A 13,671-nucleotide genomic window follows, 5' to 3' on the forward strand; every position below is an offset into this window, starting at 1 on the left:
AGGGCCCAACGCCCTGGGCTGCGGATTTCATCCCGCCGCAACAAGGGACGGGCAGGAGGCCGGGGTGTTCGCTTCCGCTACGGCCGCGGCAGGCGCACCGTGAGCGAGTAGAGGCGGGTGATCTGCGCAGCGTTCTGGTTGTCGTCGCTCACCAGCAGTAGGCGGAGTGAGCCTCCGCTGCGCTTCGTGACGGCGAGGCCCTCGATGTTGTCCAGGAGGGGGTTCCGCTGAGGCTGCCGCGCGGTCGCGCCCAGGGACGGGCAGGCGCCGAGGTCGGCGAGCAGCTCCTTGCCCACGGGGCGGGTGGCCGCGCCGCCCGGCAGGTTCGTCACGGCGCTGACGTCGCTCGCGCGGCGCGGGTCGGCGAGGTAGAGCCGTACGGTGTTGCCGACGCCCGGTGTGAAGCCGCGCTCCAGGACCAGGAGGCGGCCGTCCCCGGCCGCGGTGATCTCGGCGACGCCGAGGCCCTTGTCGGCCGGGTAGGCGTACTGCGGGCCGAGGACGAACTCCTGCCGGCCGTGCCGCTGCCAGGTCTGCAGGCGTACGAGCGGCCTGCCGGCGGCGTCCTGCCCGTCACCGGTGAGCGACTGCTCCATGGATGCGATCAGGGTGCGCCCGCCGGGCTGGAGGGTCAGCCCCTCGAAGGTCTGGTTGAACACGGCGCGGCCCGCCGGGGCGACCTGGAGCGCGCCGGGCACCGGGAGCCGGCCCAGCAGCTTGCCGTCCTTGCCGTAGCGGCGCACGGACGGCTCGGTCTCGGAGGTCACCAGCCGGGTGCCGTCGCGGTCGACGACCAGGCCCTCGGAGTCGAGCGGGCCGCCCTTCTCGTCGGCGAGGTTCACGACCCGTACGGGCTTCGCGGACGGCGTCCCGCGCCCCTTCTGCCGCACGTCGAGGGAGAACAGCTGGGAGCGGTCGGAGAGTGCGGCGACGGTGCCGTCCTTGTCGACGGCGAGCGCCGAGAAGTTGCCCACGAACGACCCCTGGAACGTCGCCTTGTCCAGGGCGTCGGAAAAGCCGTCGATCCGCACGGACGGCGAGCACGCGCGCGCGGGCGCGTGTGCCTGCGCTTGCGCTTGCCGGGGCGCCGCTGCGGCGGTCGCCGGGGTCAGGCACGCGGCCGCGGCCAGTGCGGCGGCGGTGGCGGCGAACGCGGATCTGGTACGCACGGAGCGGGTACGCACGGGCGGGCCTCCTGGGGCGGCTGCGGGTGACTGTGCTCACCGTAGGTCGCCCGGGGCGGCAGGGGAGTTGATTCGCGTGAACGTACGGGAAAACACGGCGTGACGGCCCTGCCCCTCACAGGCCCGGCACGAACTCCAGCAGCAGGTCGATGAGTTTGATGCCGGCGAAGGGCGCGATCAGCCCGCCCACCCCGTACAGGCCGAGGTTGCGGCGCAGCAGGGCGTGCGCGCTGGACGGGGCGTAGCGGACGCCGCGCAGGGCAAGGGGGATCAGGGCGACGATGACCAGGGCGTTGAAGATGATCGCGGAGGCGATGGCCGAGGTCGGGCTGTGCAGGCCCATGACGTTGAGCTTCTCCAGGCCCTCGTAGCCGGCCACGCCGCCGAACATGGCGGGGACGATCGCGAAGTACTTGGCGACGTCGTTGCAGATGGAGAAGGTGGTGAGCGCGCCGCGGGTGATGAGGAGCTGCTTACCGATCTGGACGATCTCGATGAGCTTGGTGGGGTTGGAGTCCAGGTCCACCATGTTCCCGGCCTCCTTGGCGGCCGAGGTGCCGGTGTTCATGGCCACGCCCACGTCCGCCTGCGCGAGCGCCGGGGCGTCGTTCGTGCCGTCGCCCGTCATCGCCACGAGTTTGCCGCCGGCCTGTTCCTCGCGGATGCGGGCGAGCTTGTGCTCGGGGGTCGCCTCGGCGATGTAGTCGTCCACGCCGGCCTCGGCGGCGATGGCCTTGGCGGTGAGCGGGTTGTCACCGGTGACCATGACGGTCCTGATGCCCATGGCGCGCAGGTCGGCGAAGCGCTCGGCGATGCCGGGCTTGACGACGTCCTTGAGGTGGACGGCGCCGAGGACCCGGCAGCCGTCGGGGTCCTCCAGGGCGACGAGCAGCGGGGTGCCGCCGCCGGCCGCGATGGAGTCCGCGATCCAGGAGGCCTCGGCGGGGACGTCTCCGCCGCGCCGGGCCACCCACTGCACGACCGCGCTGCCGGCGCCCTTGCGGATGCGGCAGAACTCCCCGTCGTAGGCGAAGTCCGCCCCGCTCATCCGCGTCTGCGCGGAGAACGGCACGAAGCGGCCGTGCGCGAGCTCCCCGTCGCCGTGCCGGATCCCGTATTGCTGGGCGAGGGCGACGATGGAGCGGCCCTCGGGCGTCTCGTCGGCCAGGGAGGCGAGCTGGGCGGCGTCGGCCAGCAGCTCGTGCGGGACGCCCTTGACGGGCACGAAGGCGGCCGCCCGGCGGTTGCCCAGGGTGATGGTGCCGGTCTTGTCCAGAAGGAGCGTGTTGACGTCCCCGGCGGCCTCCACGGCCCGCCCGGAGAGGGCGAGGACGTTGCGCTGGACGAGGCGGTCCATGCCGGCGATGCCGATCGCCGACAGGAGGGCGCCGATGGTCGTGGGGATGAGAGTGACGAGAAGTGCGACGAGGACGGTGATGGTCTGCGGGGCGCCGGCCCGGCCCGCCATGGGCTGCAGCGACACCACCGCCAGGAGGAAGATCACGGTCAGGGAGGCGAGCAGGATGTTCAGGGCCAGCTCGTTGGGCGTCTTCTGCCGGCTGGTGCCCTCGACCAGGGCGATCATGCGGTCGAGGAAGGTGTGGCCGGGGCGCGAGGTGATGCGGACGACGATCCGGTCGGAGAGCACCTTCGTCCCGCCGGTGACGCCCGAGCGGTCACCGCCGGCCTCGCGGATGACCGGCGCGGACTCGCCCGTGATGGCCGACTCGTCCACTGACGCGACGCCGTCGACGACCTCGCCGTCGCCGGGGATGGTCCCGCCCGCCTCCACGCACACGAAGTCCTGCGGGCGCAGGTCCGCGGCGACCACGCGCTCCTCGTACCAGTCGCGCCGGTCCATGCCGACCCGCCACGAGCGCAGGCGGCGGGCGACGGTGGTGTCGCGGGTGCGGCGCAGCGTCTCGGCCTGGGCCTTGCCGCGGCCCTCGGCGACGGCCTCGGCCAGGTTGGCGAAGAGGACGGTCAGCCACAGCCAGACGCTGATGAGCCAGGTGAAGGCGGACGGGTCGAGGAGCGCGGAGAGGGTGGTGAGGACGGAGCCGGCCTCGACCACGAACAGCACCGGGTGCTTGGCCATGACCCGGGGGTGCAGCTTGCGGAAGGCGTCCGGGAGGGAGGCCGCCAGCTGACGGAGGTCGACGGCACCACCCGCCACCCGCCGGTGCCGTTTCCGCCCGGGGGGCGGGGCGGGGAGGGGAGTGACGACGTTCTCTTCGGGCTGTCCGGACTGGCCGGACTGTTCGGGCAGCAGGTGAAGCGACAACGGGCCGGCCTTCGACGGAGGTGGGTGATCACCTCAGCCAACCGCCCGGGCACGGTCCGTCACCGGATCCTTACGCGCCCTTGTCGGGCGGCGGGTCCGGGCTTACGCACCTTTGACGCGGCCGCACGGTCCTCCTGACCGGCCTCCTGAACGCGAAAGCGCCGGGCGGCCGGTTTCCCGGCCCGCCCGGCGCTCGGCGGTCAGTGCGCGCGCCCTGTGGAGGGGTCGCGTCAGCCGCGCGAGGCGGCGATCTGCCGGGACATGATCGTCGTCAGCTCGTACGCCGCGTGGGACGCGGCCACCGAGGTGATCTCGGCGTGGTCGTAGGCCGGGGCGACCTCGACGAGGTCCGCGGAGACCAGGTTGCAGGAGGACAGGCCGCGGAGGATCTCCAGCAGCTCGCGGGAGGCCAGGCCGCCGGCCTCCGGGGTGCCGGTGCCGGGGGCGTGGGCCGGGTCCAGGACGTCGATGTCGATGGAGATGTACAGCGGGCGGTCGCCGACGCGCTGGCGCAGCTGGTCGGCGATCTCGTCGACGCCGCGGCGCATGACGTCGGCGGAGGTGACGATGCCGAAGCCCATCTTCTCGTCGTCCGTCAGGTCCTTCTTGCCGTACAGCGGGCCGCGCGTGCCGACGTGGGAGAGCGCCTCGGTGTCGAGGATGCCCTCCTCGACGGCCCGGCGGAACGGCGTGCCGTGGGTGTACTCGGCGCCGAAGTAGGTGTCCCAGGTGTCCAGGTGCGCGTCGAAGTGCAGCAGGGCGACGGGGCCGTGCTTCTTGGCGACCGAGCGCAGCAGGGGCAGGGCGATGGTGTGGTCGCCGCCCAGGGTCATCATGCGGGCACCGGTGCCGAGGATGCCGTCCGCGGCGTCCTCGATGGTCTCGACGGCCTCGTCGATGTTGAACGGGTTCGCGGCGATGTCACCGGCGTCGGCGACCTGCGCGAGGGCGAAGGGCGAGGCGTCCTGGGCCGGGTTGTACGGGCGCAGGAGGCGGGAGGCCTCGCGGATGGCGTTGCCGCCGAAGCGGGCGCCGGGCCGGTAGGAGACGCCGGTGTCGAAGGGCACGCCGACGACGGCCACGTCCGCCGTGCCGACCTCGTCCAGGCGCGGCAGGCGGGCGAAGGTCGCGGGGCCTGCGTAGCGCGGGATGCGGGAGGAGTCGACGGGGCCGCGCGGTTCACGGGGGGCGGGGGTGCTCATGCTGGGGAGCCTCTCGAATCACGGACGCGTTACGGTCGAACCAACGTCGGGGCGGCTGCGGTGGACGTACCCGAGGGTAGGCAGGGCGGCGGATTCCGCACATGTACGTATCAGTGGGTCCGGGCCCTCCATATGGACACCGCGTCCAGCACCGCAGTGATCGGGGGAGACAATGAGCGGCATGCCGATACCGACCCGCAGCGAACTGATCGACCACCTCGTCCGTACGCGCATCGCCGGCGCCGTGGCGACCCCACGCGAGAACAACCTCGACCACTACCGCAGGCTCGCGAACGGCGACCGCCGCTTCTGGCTGGGGCTGGAGCTCGGCGACCGCTGGACGGACGAACAGGACGTGCTCGCCGTCATGGCCGAGCGCTGCGGCGTCAGCGACGACCTGAACCACCGGGCCGGCCAGGACCACATCGACCCCGAGCTGACCGCCGACGGCCTGGACCGGATGGCGAACGTGCTGCGCAAGGCGGCCGACAGCCGGCAGCGGGTGCTCTTCGCGACCGGCCACCCCGGCGCCCTGCTCGACGTGCACCGCGCGACCGCGGCGGCGATGCGCGCCGCGGGCTGCGAGGTCGTCCGGATCCCGGGCGGACTGCGCGCGGACGAGGGCTGCGTGGTGCAGTTCGCGGACGTGGCGGTGTACGAGGGCGGGGCGACGCTCTGGCACACGCACTCCCCCCACCCGATGGCCGCGATCCTCGACGGCCTGCTGCGGGAGGGCCGCCCGCTGCCGGACCTGGTCGTCGCCGACCACGGCTGGGCGGGCTGCGCGGCGCAGCGCGGCATCGACGCGGTGGGCTACGCGGACTCCAACGACCCGGCGCTCTTCCTCGCGGAGGCGGAGGGCACGCTTCAGGTGGCGGTCCCGATGGACGACCACGTGACGGACCCGCGCTTCTACGAGCCGATGACGGCGTACTTGCTGACTGCGGCGGGCCTCCTCACGGAGGGCTGACCCGGCTCTCCGTGGTCAGCCTTCGGCCGGTCCGGGGCCGCCGTTCCAGCCGCGCACGCACAGCCATGCGCCGCCCCAGAGGAGGGCGGCTTCGACCCCTCGGAACAGGGCGAAGCCCACCAGCTCGGACACTCCCGTCGCCTCGACGAGCGGGCTGTGCCAGAGGACGACCACAAGGACGCCGAGGACGACGCTCAAGGCGCCTCCCGCCATGAGCAATATCCTCGGCGCCGTTCCCATCCGCGCGGCCGCGCGTGCCATCCGGGCCCTCCCTCACACCGGTTACGTCAACTCACCGATGTTACCGGTCGGTCGAGCGCAGCCGGGGAACCCGGATGACCCCCTCCTGGATCACCGACACGGCCAACTGGCCGCTTTCGGTGAAGATGCGGCCCCGGGCCAGGCCGCGGCCGGCTTGGGACGTGGGGCTCTCCTGGTCGTAGAGGAGCCACTCGTCGGCGCGGAACGGGCGGTGGAACCACATCGCGTGGTCCAGGCTCGCGCCGACGACGTCGCCGACGGCCCAGCCGCCACGGCCGTGGGCCAGGAGGACGGAGTCGAGGAGCGTCATGTCGGAGACGTACGTGGCCAGGCAGATGTGGAGCAGCGGATCGTCCGCCAGTTTGCCGTTGGTACGGAACCAAACCTGCGACTTCGGCTCGCGCGGCTCGCCCACGCTGCCGAACGGCGGCTCGTCCGCGTACCGCAGGTCGACCGCGGAGCGGGCGTCCAGGATGCGGTCCACGACGTCCGGGCCGCCGAGCAGCGGGGCGTAGCGGCGCAGCGTCTCCGCGGCCGTGGGGAGGGTCTCCGGGGCGGGCGCGGCCGGCATGGCCTCCTGGTGCTCCAGGCCCTCCTCGTGGCGCTGGAAGGACGCGGAGAGGTGGAAGATCGGCTGCCCGTGCTGGACGGCCACCACGCGGCGCGTGGTGAAGGAGCCGCCGTCGCGGATGCGGTCGACGGTGTAGACGATGGGCACGGCGGGGTCGCCGGGCCGCAGGAAGTAGGAGTGCAGGGAGTGCGGCGGGCGGTCGGCGGGGACGGTGCGGCCCGCGGCGACGAGGGCCTGCGCGGCGACCTGGCCGCCGAAGACGCGCGGGACGAGGACGGCGCGGCCGGTGCGGCCCCGGAAGATGTTCTCCTCGATGGGTTCGAGGTCGAGGAGGGCGAGGAGCTCGTCCAGCGGCGTGTGCGGGCCGGCCGCCGGTATGCGCGAAGGGGAAGGAGGAGTAAGGGGCTCGTTCATTGGAGTTCCGGGTCTTACCGGCCTTACAGGCCCATGGACTTGGCGATGATGGAGCGCATGACCTCGCTGGTGCCGCCGTAGATGCGGCTGACGCGGGTGTCTGCGTAGAGGCGGGCGATGGGGTACTCCATCATGTAGCCGTAACCGCCGTGGAGCTGGAGGCACTTGTCGATGACGACGGCGGCCCGCTCGGTGGTGAAGAGCTTGGCGGAGGCGGCGTCGGCGGCGGACAGCTCGCCCGCCTCGTGGGCGTCGAGGGCGCGGTCGACGACCGCTTCCATGGCGTCGACGTCGGCCTTGCAGTCGGCGAGCACGAACTTGGTGTTCTGGAAGGACGCGACGGACGCGCCGAAGACCGTCCGGTCCTGCACGTACTCCTTGGCGAAGCCGACGGCGGCCGCGGCCTGGGCGTAGGCGGCGACGGCGATGCCGAGCCGCTCCTGCGGCAGGTTCTGCCCCAGGTAGCCGAAGGCCTTGCCCTCCTCTCCGAGGAGGTCCTCGACGGGCACCTTGACGTCGGTGAAGGACAGTTCGGCGGTGTCGGAGGTCTTCAGGCCGAGCTTCTCCAGCTTGCGGCCGACCGCGTACCCCTCGGAGGCGGTGTCCACGGCGAGGATGGAGATGCCGGCGCGCCGGTCCCCGGCGGCGGGCGGGGCGGTGCGGGCGCAGACGAGCACCCGGTCGGCCTGGACGCCGCCGGTGATGAAGGTCTTGGCGCCGTTGAGGACGTAGTGCGTGCCGTCCTCGGAGAGCTTGGCCGTGGTCTTCATGCCGGCGAGGTCGGAACCGGTGCCGGGCTCGGTCATGGCGATGGCGGTCATCATGTCGCCGGAGACGAAGGGCGGCAGCCAGCGCCGCTTCTGCTCGTCGGTGGCGTACTTGAGGAGGTACGGCAGGCACAGCGCGGTGTGCACGCTGCTGCCGCCGAAGCTGACGCCCGCGCGGGCGCACTCCTCGGTGATGACGGCGTGGAACTTGAAGCCGCCGCCCTCGCCCGCGCCGCCGTACTCCTCGGGCACCTCGATGCCGAAGACGCCGAGGTCCCCGAGCTTCTTGTAGAACTCGCGCGGGACGGCGCCGGCCTCCCGCCACTCGTCGTAGACGGGCACGACCTCGGTGGCGATGAAATCGCGGATCGTGGTGCGGAAGGCCTCGTGGTCCGTGTTGTACACCGTGCGACGCATTGGCTGCCATTCCCCTCGTGCGGGCCCGGGGACCCCGGGCTCATGCCTGGCCAAGCGCTTGCTCAGGCGAAGCTACCGGGGAGTCACCAGGGCTGTCCAGGGCCGGTTGAGCCGTACGGGTGACGGCCTCCGGCGGCGCCCGCGGCCGGGCCCCCGCACCCCTGACCGCGCCCCCGGGCTACGCCTCCGGCCGCGTCTCGCCGTCCGAGAGGGCCGCGAACGCCCCGTGGGCCAGCCTGCGCAGCAGGGCGGCGGTGGCCTCGCGGTCGGGGAGGGCGCCGGGCCTGCCGAGGTGGGGGGTGGAGTTGAGCAGGCCGAAGACCGCGTGGACGGCGGCGCGGACCTCCGCCTCGTACGGGTCCGGGTGGAGCCGGCGGACGACGTCGACCCACAGCTCCACGTACTGCCGCTGGAGCGAGCGCACCTGCTTGCGGTCGCTGTCGCGCAGCTGGCCCAGCTCGCGGTCATGGAGGGTGATCAGCGCCCGGTCGTCCAGGGCGAAGTCGATGTGGCCGTCGATGAGGGAGCTGAGGACGTCGGCCGGGCCCCCGCCGACCGAGGTGGCTTCGATGACGCGGCGGCGCCCGCCCGCGAAGAGCCGCTCGCTGATGCCGACCAGGAGCTCGGCGAGCATCGCGTCCTTGCCGGCGAAGTGCCGGTAGAGGCCGGGGCCGCTGATCCCGACGGCGGCCCCTATCTCGTCGACCCCCACGCCGTGGAAGCCGCGCTCGGCGAAGAGCCGGGCCGCCTCGCTGAGGATCTGCTCGCGGCGGGTGGGGGCGGCCTGGGCCGGGGTGCGGGTTGGTGCGTCGTTCACGAAAGTAATTCTAGACAGCGGCGTTAGTGGTCGTTAACCTGAAGGGAAGAGTTAACGCTCATTAACCGAGCGGGTCCGTCCGAGCGGGCCCGCCGACCGAGTGGTCATGGGCGGCCGAGCAAGTGGCCGAGCAAGGGAGCTCGAGTACATGCAGCAGGCACCGGCGCTGGGGAGCGCCGCAGATCCGGCGTCCGACGCCTGGCGGGTGAACGAGGCGGCGCACCGCGAGCTGTCCGCGGGGCTGCGGGAGCGGCTGGCCGCGGCCCGGCTGGGCGGCGGCCCGAAGGCCAGGGAGCGGCACACCTCCCGCGGCAAGCTCCTGCCGCGCGACCGGGTGGATGCCCTGCTGGACCCCGGCTCGCCGTTCCTGGAGATCGCCCCGCTGGCGGCCGAGGGGATGTACGGCGGGGCCGCCCCGGCCGCGGGCGTGATCGCCGGCATCGGCCGGGTCTCCGGCCGTGAGACGGTGATCGTCGCCAACGACGCCACCGTCAAGGGCGGCACGTATTACCCGATGACGGTCAAGAAGCACCTGCGCGCCCAGGAGATCGCCCTGGAGAACAGGCTGCCGTGCCTGTATCTGGTGGACTCGGGCGGCGCCTTCCTGCCCATGCAGGACGAAGTCTTCCCCGACCGCGACCACTTCGGCCGGATCTTCTACAACCAGGCCCGGATGTCCGGCGCGGGCATCCCGCAGATCGCCGCCGTCCTCGGCTCCTGCACCGCCGGCGGCGCCTACGTGCCGGCGATGAGCGACGAGGCCGTGATCGTCCGCGGCCAGGGCACGATCTTCCTGGGCGGCCCGCCGCTGGTGAAGGCCGCCACGGGCGAGGTCGTCACCGCCGAGGAGCTCGGCGGCGGCGAGGTCCACTCGAAGGTCTCGGGCGTCACCGACCACCTCGCCGAGGACGACGCCCACGCCCTGCGCATCGTCCGCACGATCGTGTCCACGCTGCCCGGGCGGGACGCGCTCCCCTGGGGCGTCGAGCCGGCCGAGGAGCCCGCCGTCGACCCCGCGGGGCTCTACGGCGCCGTGCCGGTGGACTCCCGCACGCCCTACGACGTGCGCGAGGTCATCGCCCGCGTCGTCGACGGCTCGCGGTTCGCGGAGTTCAAGGCGGAGTTCGGGCAGACGCTGGTGACCGGCTTCGCCCGGATCCACGGCCACCCCGTCGGCATCGTCGCCAACAACGGCATCCTGTTCTCCGAATCCGCCCAGAAGGGCGCGCACTTCATCGAGCTGTGCGACCAGCGCGGCATCCCCCTGGTCTTCTTGCAGAACATCTCCGGCTTCATGGTCGGCCGGCAGTACGAGGCGGGCGGCATCGCCAAGCACGGGGCGAAGATGGTCACGGCCGTGGCCTGCGCCCGCGTCCCCAAGCTCACCGTCGTCATCGGCGGCTCCTACGGTGCGGGCAACTACTCGATGTGCGGCCGGGCCTATTCGCCGCGCTTCCTGTGGATGTGGCCCAACGCCAAGATCTCCGTCATGGGCGGCGAGCAGGCAGCCTCCGTCCTCGCCACCGTCAAGCGGGATCAGCTGGAGTCCCGGGGCGAGTCCTGGAGCGCCGAGGACGAGGAGGCGTTCCGCGCCCCCGTCCGCGAGCAGTACGAGACCCAGGGCAGCGCCTACTACGCCACCGCACGGCTGTGGGACGACGGCGTCATCGACCCCCTGGAGACCCGGCAGGTGCTGGGCCTGGCACTGACGGCCTGCGCCAACGCCCCCCTGCCCGAGAAGGATCCCACCGCGCCCGGCTACGGCGTCTTCCGGATGTGAGGCGGAGCATGTTCGAGACTGTCCTTGTCGCCAACCGCGGCGAGATCGCCGTACGGGTCATCCGTACGCTGCGCGCGCTCGGCATCCGCTCGGTCGCCGTGTTCAGCGACGCCGATACGGAGGCCCGGCACGTCCGCGAGGCCGACACCGCCGTGCGGATCGGCCCGGCCGCCGCCGCGGAGAGCTATTTGTCGATACCGCGCCTCCTGGAGGCCGCCGCCCGCACCGGCGCCCAGGCCGTCCACCCCGGCTACGGCTTCCTCGCCGAGAACGCCGCCTTCGCCCGGGCCTGCGCCGACGCCGGCCTCGCCTTCATCGGGCCGCCCGCCGGCGCCATCGAGCTGATGGGCGACAAGATCCGCGCCAAGGAGACCGTGCAGGCCGCGGGCGTGCCCGTGGTGCCCGGATCCTCCGGCAGCGGCCTGACCGACGCGGAGCTCGCGGCCGCCGCCCTCGGCATCGGCATGCCCGTCCTGCTCAAGCCCTCCGCGGGCGGCGGCGGCAAGGGCATGCGCCTGGTGCGCGACGCTTCGCTGCTCGGCGAGGAGATCGCCGCCGCCCGGCGCGAGGCCCGCGGCTCCTTCGGTGACGACACCCTGCTCGTCGAGCGCTGGGTCGACCGGCCCCGCCACATCGAGATCCAGGTCCTGGCCGACGGCCACGGCCACGTGATCCACCTGGGCGAGCGCGAGTGCTCCCTCCAGCGCCGCCACCAGAAGATCATCGAGGAGGCGCCCTCGCCGTTCCTCGACGAGGCCACGCGCGCCGCCATGGGCGAGGCGGCCGTCCAGGCCGCCCGCTCCTGCGGCTACACGGGCGCGGGCACGGTCGAGTTCATCGTGCCGGGCGACGACCCCTCCTCGTACTACTTCATGGAGATGAACACCCGCCTCCAGGTCGAGCACCCCGTCACCGAGCTGATCACCGGCCTGGACCTCGTCGAGTGGCAGGTCCGCGTCGCCGCCGGCGAGGAGCTGACCGTGCGTCAGGAGGACGTGACCCTCACCGGTCACGCGGTCGAGGCCCGCATCTGCGCCGAGACCGCGCGCGTGAGCGGTGACGGCGCCCGCGTCGACTTCCTGCCCTCCGCGGGCACCGTGCGGCTGCTGCGCGAGCCGGCGGGCGAAGGCGTCCGCGTCGACTCCGGCCTGGCGGAGGGCACGGACGTCGGCACGTCCTACGACCCCATGCTCGCCAAGGTCATCGCCCACGGCCCGGACCGCGCCACGGCCCTGCGCCGCCTGCGCGCCGCCCTCGCCGGCACGGTCGTCCTCGGCGTCGACACCAACGCGGGCTTCCTGCGGCGGCTGCTGGCGCATCCGGACGTGGTGGCGGGCCGGCTGGACACCGGCCTGGTGGACCGGGACGCGGCCGGGCTCGTGCGGACGTCCGTCCCGGACGAGGTGTACGCGGCCGGCGCCCTGCTGGGCCAGGCGGCCCTGGAGCCGCCGCGCGCCGGCTGGGTGGACCCCTTCTCGGTGCCGCACGGCTGGCGCCTGGGCGGCGAGCCGGCCTGGACGGCGCACCACTTCCGGGCGCCGGGCGAGGAGCCGGTGACGGTCCGCGTCCGCGGTGGCGTCTCCGACGCACAGGTCCTGGTGGGCGAAGCCGCGACGGCGCCCCCGGCGCCCCGCAGCGCGAAGCTGCTGCCCTCCGCGGGGCCGGCGGCCCCCGTCGTCCTCGAGCTGGACGGGCTCACCCACACGCTGCACCGGGCCCCGGGCCCGGAGGGCACCTGGCTGGGCCGGGACGGCGACGCCTGGCACCTGCGCGGCCACGACCCCGTCGAGGGCGCGGCCGGCGGGGCCGGGACCGGCGGGGCCGACACCCTCACCGCCCCCATGCCCGGCACCGTCACCGTCGTCAAGGCGGCCGTGGGCGACGTCGTCAGCGCCGGGCAGAGCCTCCTCGTGGTGGAGGCCATGAAGATGGAGCACGTCATCTCCGCCCCGCACGACGGCACCGTCGCCGAGCTGGACGTGACGCCCGGCGCCACCGTGGCCATGGACCAGGTCCTGGCCGTCGTCACCCCCGCCGCCGGCCCCGCGGAGGAATCATGATCAGCGGACTGCCCATGGCCGTGCCCGAGCCCGGCCTCCCGCCCCGCGTCCGGATCCACGAAGTGGGTCCCCGCGACGGCCTGCAGAACGAGAAGGCGGTCGTCCCGGTCGAGGTGAAGGCGGAGTTCATCCGCCGCCTCGCCGCGGCCGGCCTCGGCACGGTCGAGGCCACGAGCTTCGTGCACCCCAAGTGGGTGCCGCAGCTCGCGGACGCCGAGCGGCTGCTGCCCCTGCTGGACGGCGTGGCCGCCCGGCTGCCCGTCCTCGTGCCCAACGCCCGCGGCCTGGAGCGCGCCCGCGCCCTCGGCGCCCGCGAGGTCGCCGTCTTCGGCAGCGCCACGGAGTCCTTCGCCAAGGCCAACCTCAACCGGACGGTCGACGAGTCGCTGGAGATGTTCGCCCCGGTCGTGGCCGAGGCGCGCGAGGCGGGCCTCACGGTCCGCGGCTATCTGTCCATGTGCTTCGGCGACCCCTGGGAGGGCGCCGTCCCCCTGGAGCAGGTCGTCCGGGTCGCCCGTCGCCTGCTGGACCTCGGCTGCGGCGAGCTGAGCCTCGGCGACACGATCGGCGTGGCCACGCCCGGCCACGTCACCGCCCTGCTGACCGCCCTGAACGAGGCGGGCGTGGAGACCGGCCGGCTCGCCGTCCACTTCCACGACACCTACGGCCAGGCCCTGGCCAACACCCTGGCCGCCCTGCGGCACGGCGTCACCACGGTCGACGCCTCCGCCGGCGGCCTCGGCGGCTGCCCGTACGCGAAGAGCGCCACGGGCAATCTCGCCACCGAAGACCTCGTCTGGATGCTCGACGGCCTCGGTATCGACACCGGGGTCGACCTCGGCCTGCTCACCGCCACGAGCGTGTGGATGGCCGAGCACCTGGGGCGGCCCAGCCCCTCCCGTACCGTCCGTGCCCTCTCCCCACAGGAGTCCTGAGCCATGTCG

General features: G+C 73.3%; 11 protein-coding genes. 4 read left to right on the forward strand and 7 right to left on the reverse strand.

Annotated elements, in window-relative coordinates; genetic code table 11:
• Positions 1-77: 77 nt before the first annotated feature.
• The 3 genes from PS271_RS09120 to speB form a co-directional block, all read right to left on the reverse strand.
• Positions 78-1,169: an esterase-like activity of phytase family protein gene (locus tag PS271_RS09120; RefSeq protein ID WP_398386764.1), complete on the reverse strand. Its 1,092-nt coding sequence runs from the start codon at positions 1,167-1,169 to the stop codon at positions 78-80.
• 130 nt (positions 1,170-1,299) lie between these two features.
• Positions 1,300-3,282, reverse strand: a complete 1,983-nt coding sequence (gene kdpB / locus PS271_RS09125) for a potassium-transporting ATPase subunit KdpB (protein WP_398386766.1) — start codon at positions 3,280-3,282, stop codon at positions 1,300-1,302.
• Positions 3,283-3,698: 416 nt separating this feature from the next.
• Positions 3,699-4,670, reverse strand: a complete 972-nt coding sequence (gene speB / locus PS271_RS09130; protein WP_398381469.1) for an agmatinase — start codon at positions 4,668-4,670, stop codon at positions 3,699-3,701.
• A gap of 181 nt (positions 4,671-4,851) precedes the next feature.
• On the opposite strand from speB, the gene PS271_RS09135 reads away from it, so the two are divergent.
• On the forward strand, positions 4,852-5,640 hold the full coding sequence (locus tag PS271_RS09135) for a phosphatase (RefSeq protein WP_398381470.1): 789 nt from the start codon (positions 4,852-4,854) through the stop codon (positions 5,638-5,640).
• 15 nt (positions 5,641-5,655) lie between these two features.
• Here PS271_RS09135 and PS271_RS09140 read toward each other — a convergent pair whose 3' ends face one another.
• The 4 genes from PS271_RS09140 to PS271_RS09155 all read right to left on the reverse strand — a co-directional run bounded on the left by PS271_RS09140 (position 5,656) and on the right by PS271_RS09155 (position 8,887).
• Positions 5,656-5,853 (reverse strand): hypothetical protein, encoded by a 198-nt coding sequence (locus PS271_RS09140; RefSeq protein WP_398381471.1) that lies wholly within the window; start codon positions 5,851-5,853, stop codon positions 5,656-5,658.
• Positions 5,854-5,941: 88 nt separating this feature from the next.
• Positions 5,942-6,886, reverse strand: coding sequence for an acyl-CoA thioesterase II (gene tesB, locus PS271_RS09145; RefSeq protein ID WP_398381472.1), 945 nt, complete (start codon positions 6,884-6,886; stop codon positions 5,942-5,944).
• Positions 6,887-6,909: 23 nt separating this feature from the next.
• Complete coding sequence (locus tag PS271_RS09150) at positions 6,910-8,070, reverse strand: acyl-CoA dehydrogenase family protein (RefSeq protein ID WP_398381473.1); 1,161 nt, start codon at positions 8,068-8,070, stop codon at positions 6,910-6,912.
• A 178-nt stretch (positions 8,071-8,248) separates the two neighbouring features.
• Complete coding sequence (locus PS271_RS09155; protein ID WP_398381474.1) at positions 8,249-8,887, reverse strand: SACE_7040 family transcriptional regulator; 639 nt, start codon at positions 8,885-8,887, stop codon at positions 8,249-8,251.
• 148 nt (positions 8,888-9,035) lie between these two features.
• Here PS271_RS09155 and PS271_RS09160 point away from each other — a divergent pair, with 148 nt between their 5' ends.
• Genes PS271_RS09160 through PS271_RS09170 form a run of 3 tightly spaced genes read left to right on the forward strand, consistent with a single transcriptional unit; the run spans position 9,036 to position 13,662 of the window.
• Positions 9,036-10,667 (forward strand): carboxyl transferase domain-containing protein, encoded by a 1,632-nt coding sequence (locus PS271_RS09160; protein ID WP_398381475.1) that lies wholly within the window; start codon positions 9,036-9,038, stop codon positions 10,665-10,667.
• Positions 10,668-10,675: 8 nt separating this feature from the next.
• Complete coding sequence (locus tag PS271_RS09165; RefSeq protein WP_398381476.1) at positions 10,676-12,727, forward strand: ATP-binding protein; 2,052 nt, start codon at positions 10,676-10,678, stop codon at positions 12,725-12,727.
• A complete protein-coding gene (locus tag PS271_RS09170; RefSeq protein ID WP_398381477.1) occupies positions 12,724-13,662 on the forward strand; it encodes a hydroxymethylglutaryl-CoA lyase in 939 nt (312 codons plus the stop codon). Before PS271_RS09165 ends, PS271_RS09170 begins: the two co-directional genes overlap by 4 nt.
• The last annotated feature ends 9 nt before the right edge of the window (positions 13,663-13,671 follow it).

The organism is Streptomyces sp. SCA2-17, assembly GCF_044336695.1.

Bases quoted from the DNA above. Each gene is read 5' to 3' on its own strand.
- PS271_RS09150 (WP_398381473.1), bottom strand. From the start codon at position 8,070: ATGCGTCGCACGGTGTACAACACGGACCACGAGGCCTTCCGCACCACG.
- tesB (WP_398381472.1), bottom strand. From the start codon at position 6,886: ATGAACGAGCCCCTTACTCCTCCTTCCCCTTCGCGCATACCGGCGGCC.
- PS271_RS09165 (WP_398381476.1), top strand. From the start codon at position 10,676: ATGTTCGAGACTGTCCTTGTCGCCAACCGCGGCGAGATCGCCGTACGG.
- speB (WP_398381469.1), bottom strand. From the start codon at position 4,670: ATGAGCACCCCCGCCCCCCGTGAACCGCGCGGCCCCGTCGACTCCTCC.
- PS271_RS09170 (WP_398381477.1), top strand. From the start codon at position 12,724: ATGATCAGCGGACTGCCCATGGCCGTGCCCGAGCCCGGCCTCCCGCCC.
- PS271_RS09140 (WP_398381471.1), bottom strand. From the start codon at position 5,853: ATGGCGGGAGGCGCCTTGAGCGTCGTCCTCGGCGTCCTTGTGGTCGTC.
- kdpB (WP_398386766.1), bottom strand. From the start codon at position 3,282: ATGGCCAAGCACCCGGTGCTGTTCGTGGTCGAGGCCGGCTCCGTCCTC.
- PS271_RS09160 (WP_398381475.1), top strand. From the start codon at position 9,036: ATGCAGCAGGCACCGGCGCTGGGGAGCGCCGCAGATCCGGCGTCCGAC.
- PS271_RS09135 (WP_398381470.1), top strand. From the start codon at position 4,852: ATGCCGATACCGACCCGCAGCGAACTGATCGACCACCTCGTCCGTACG.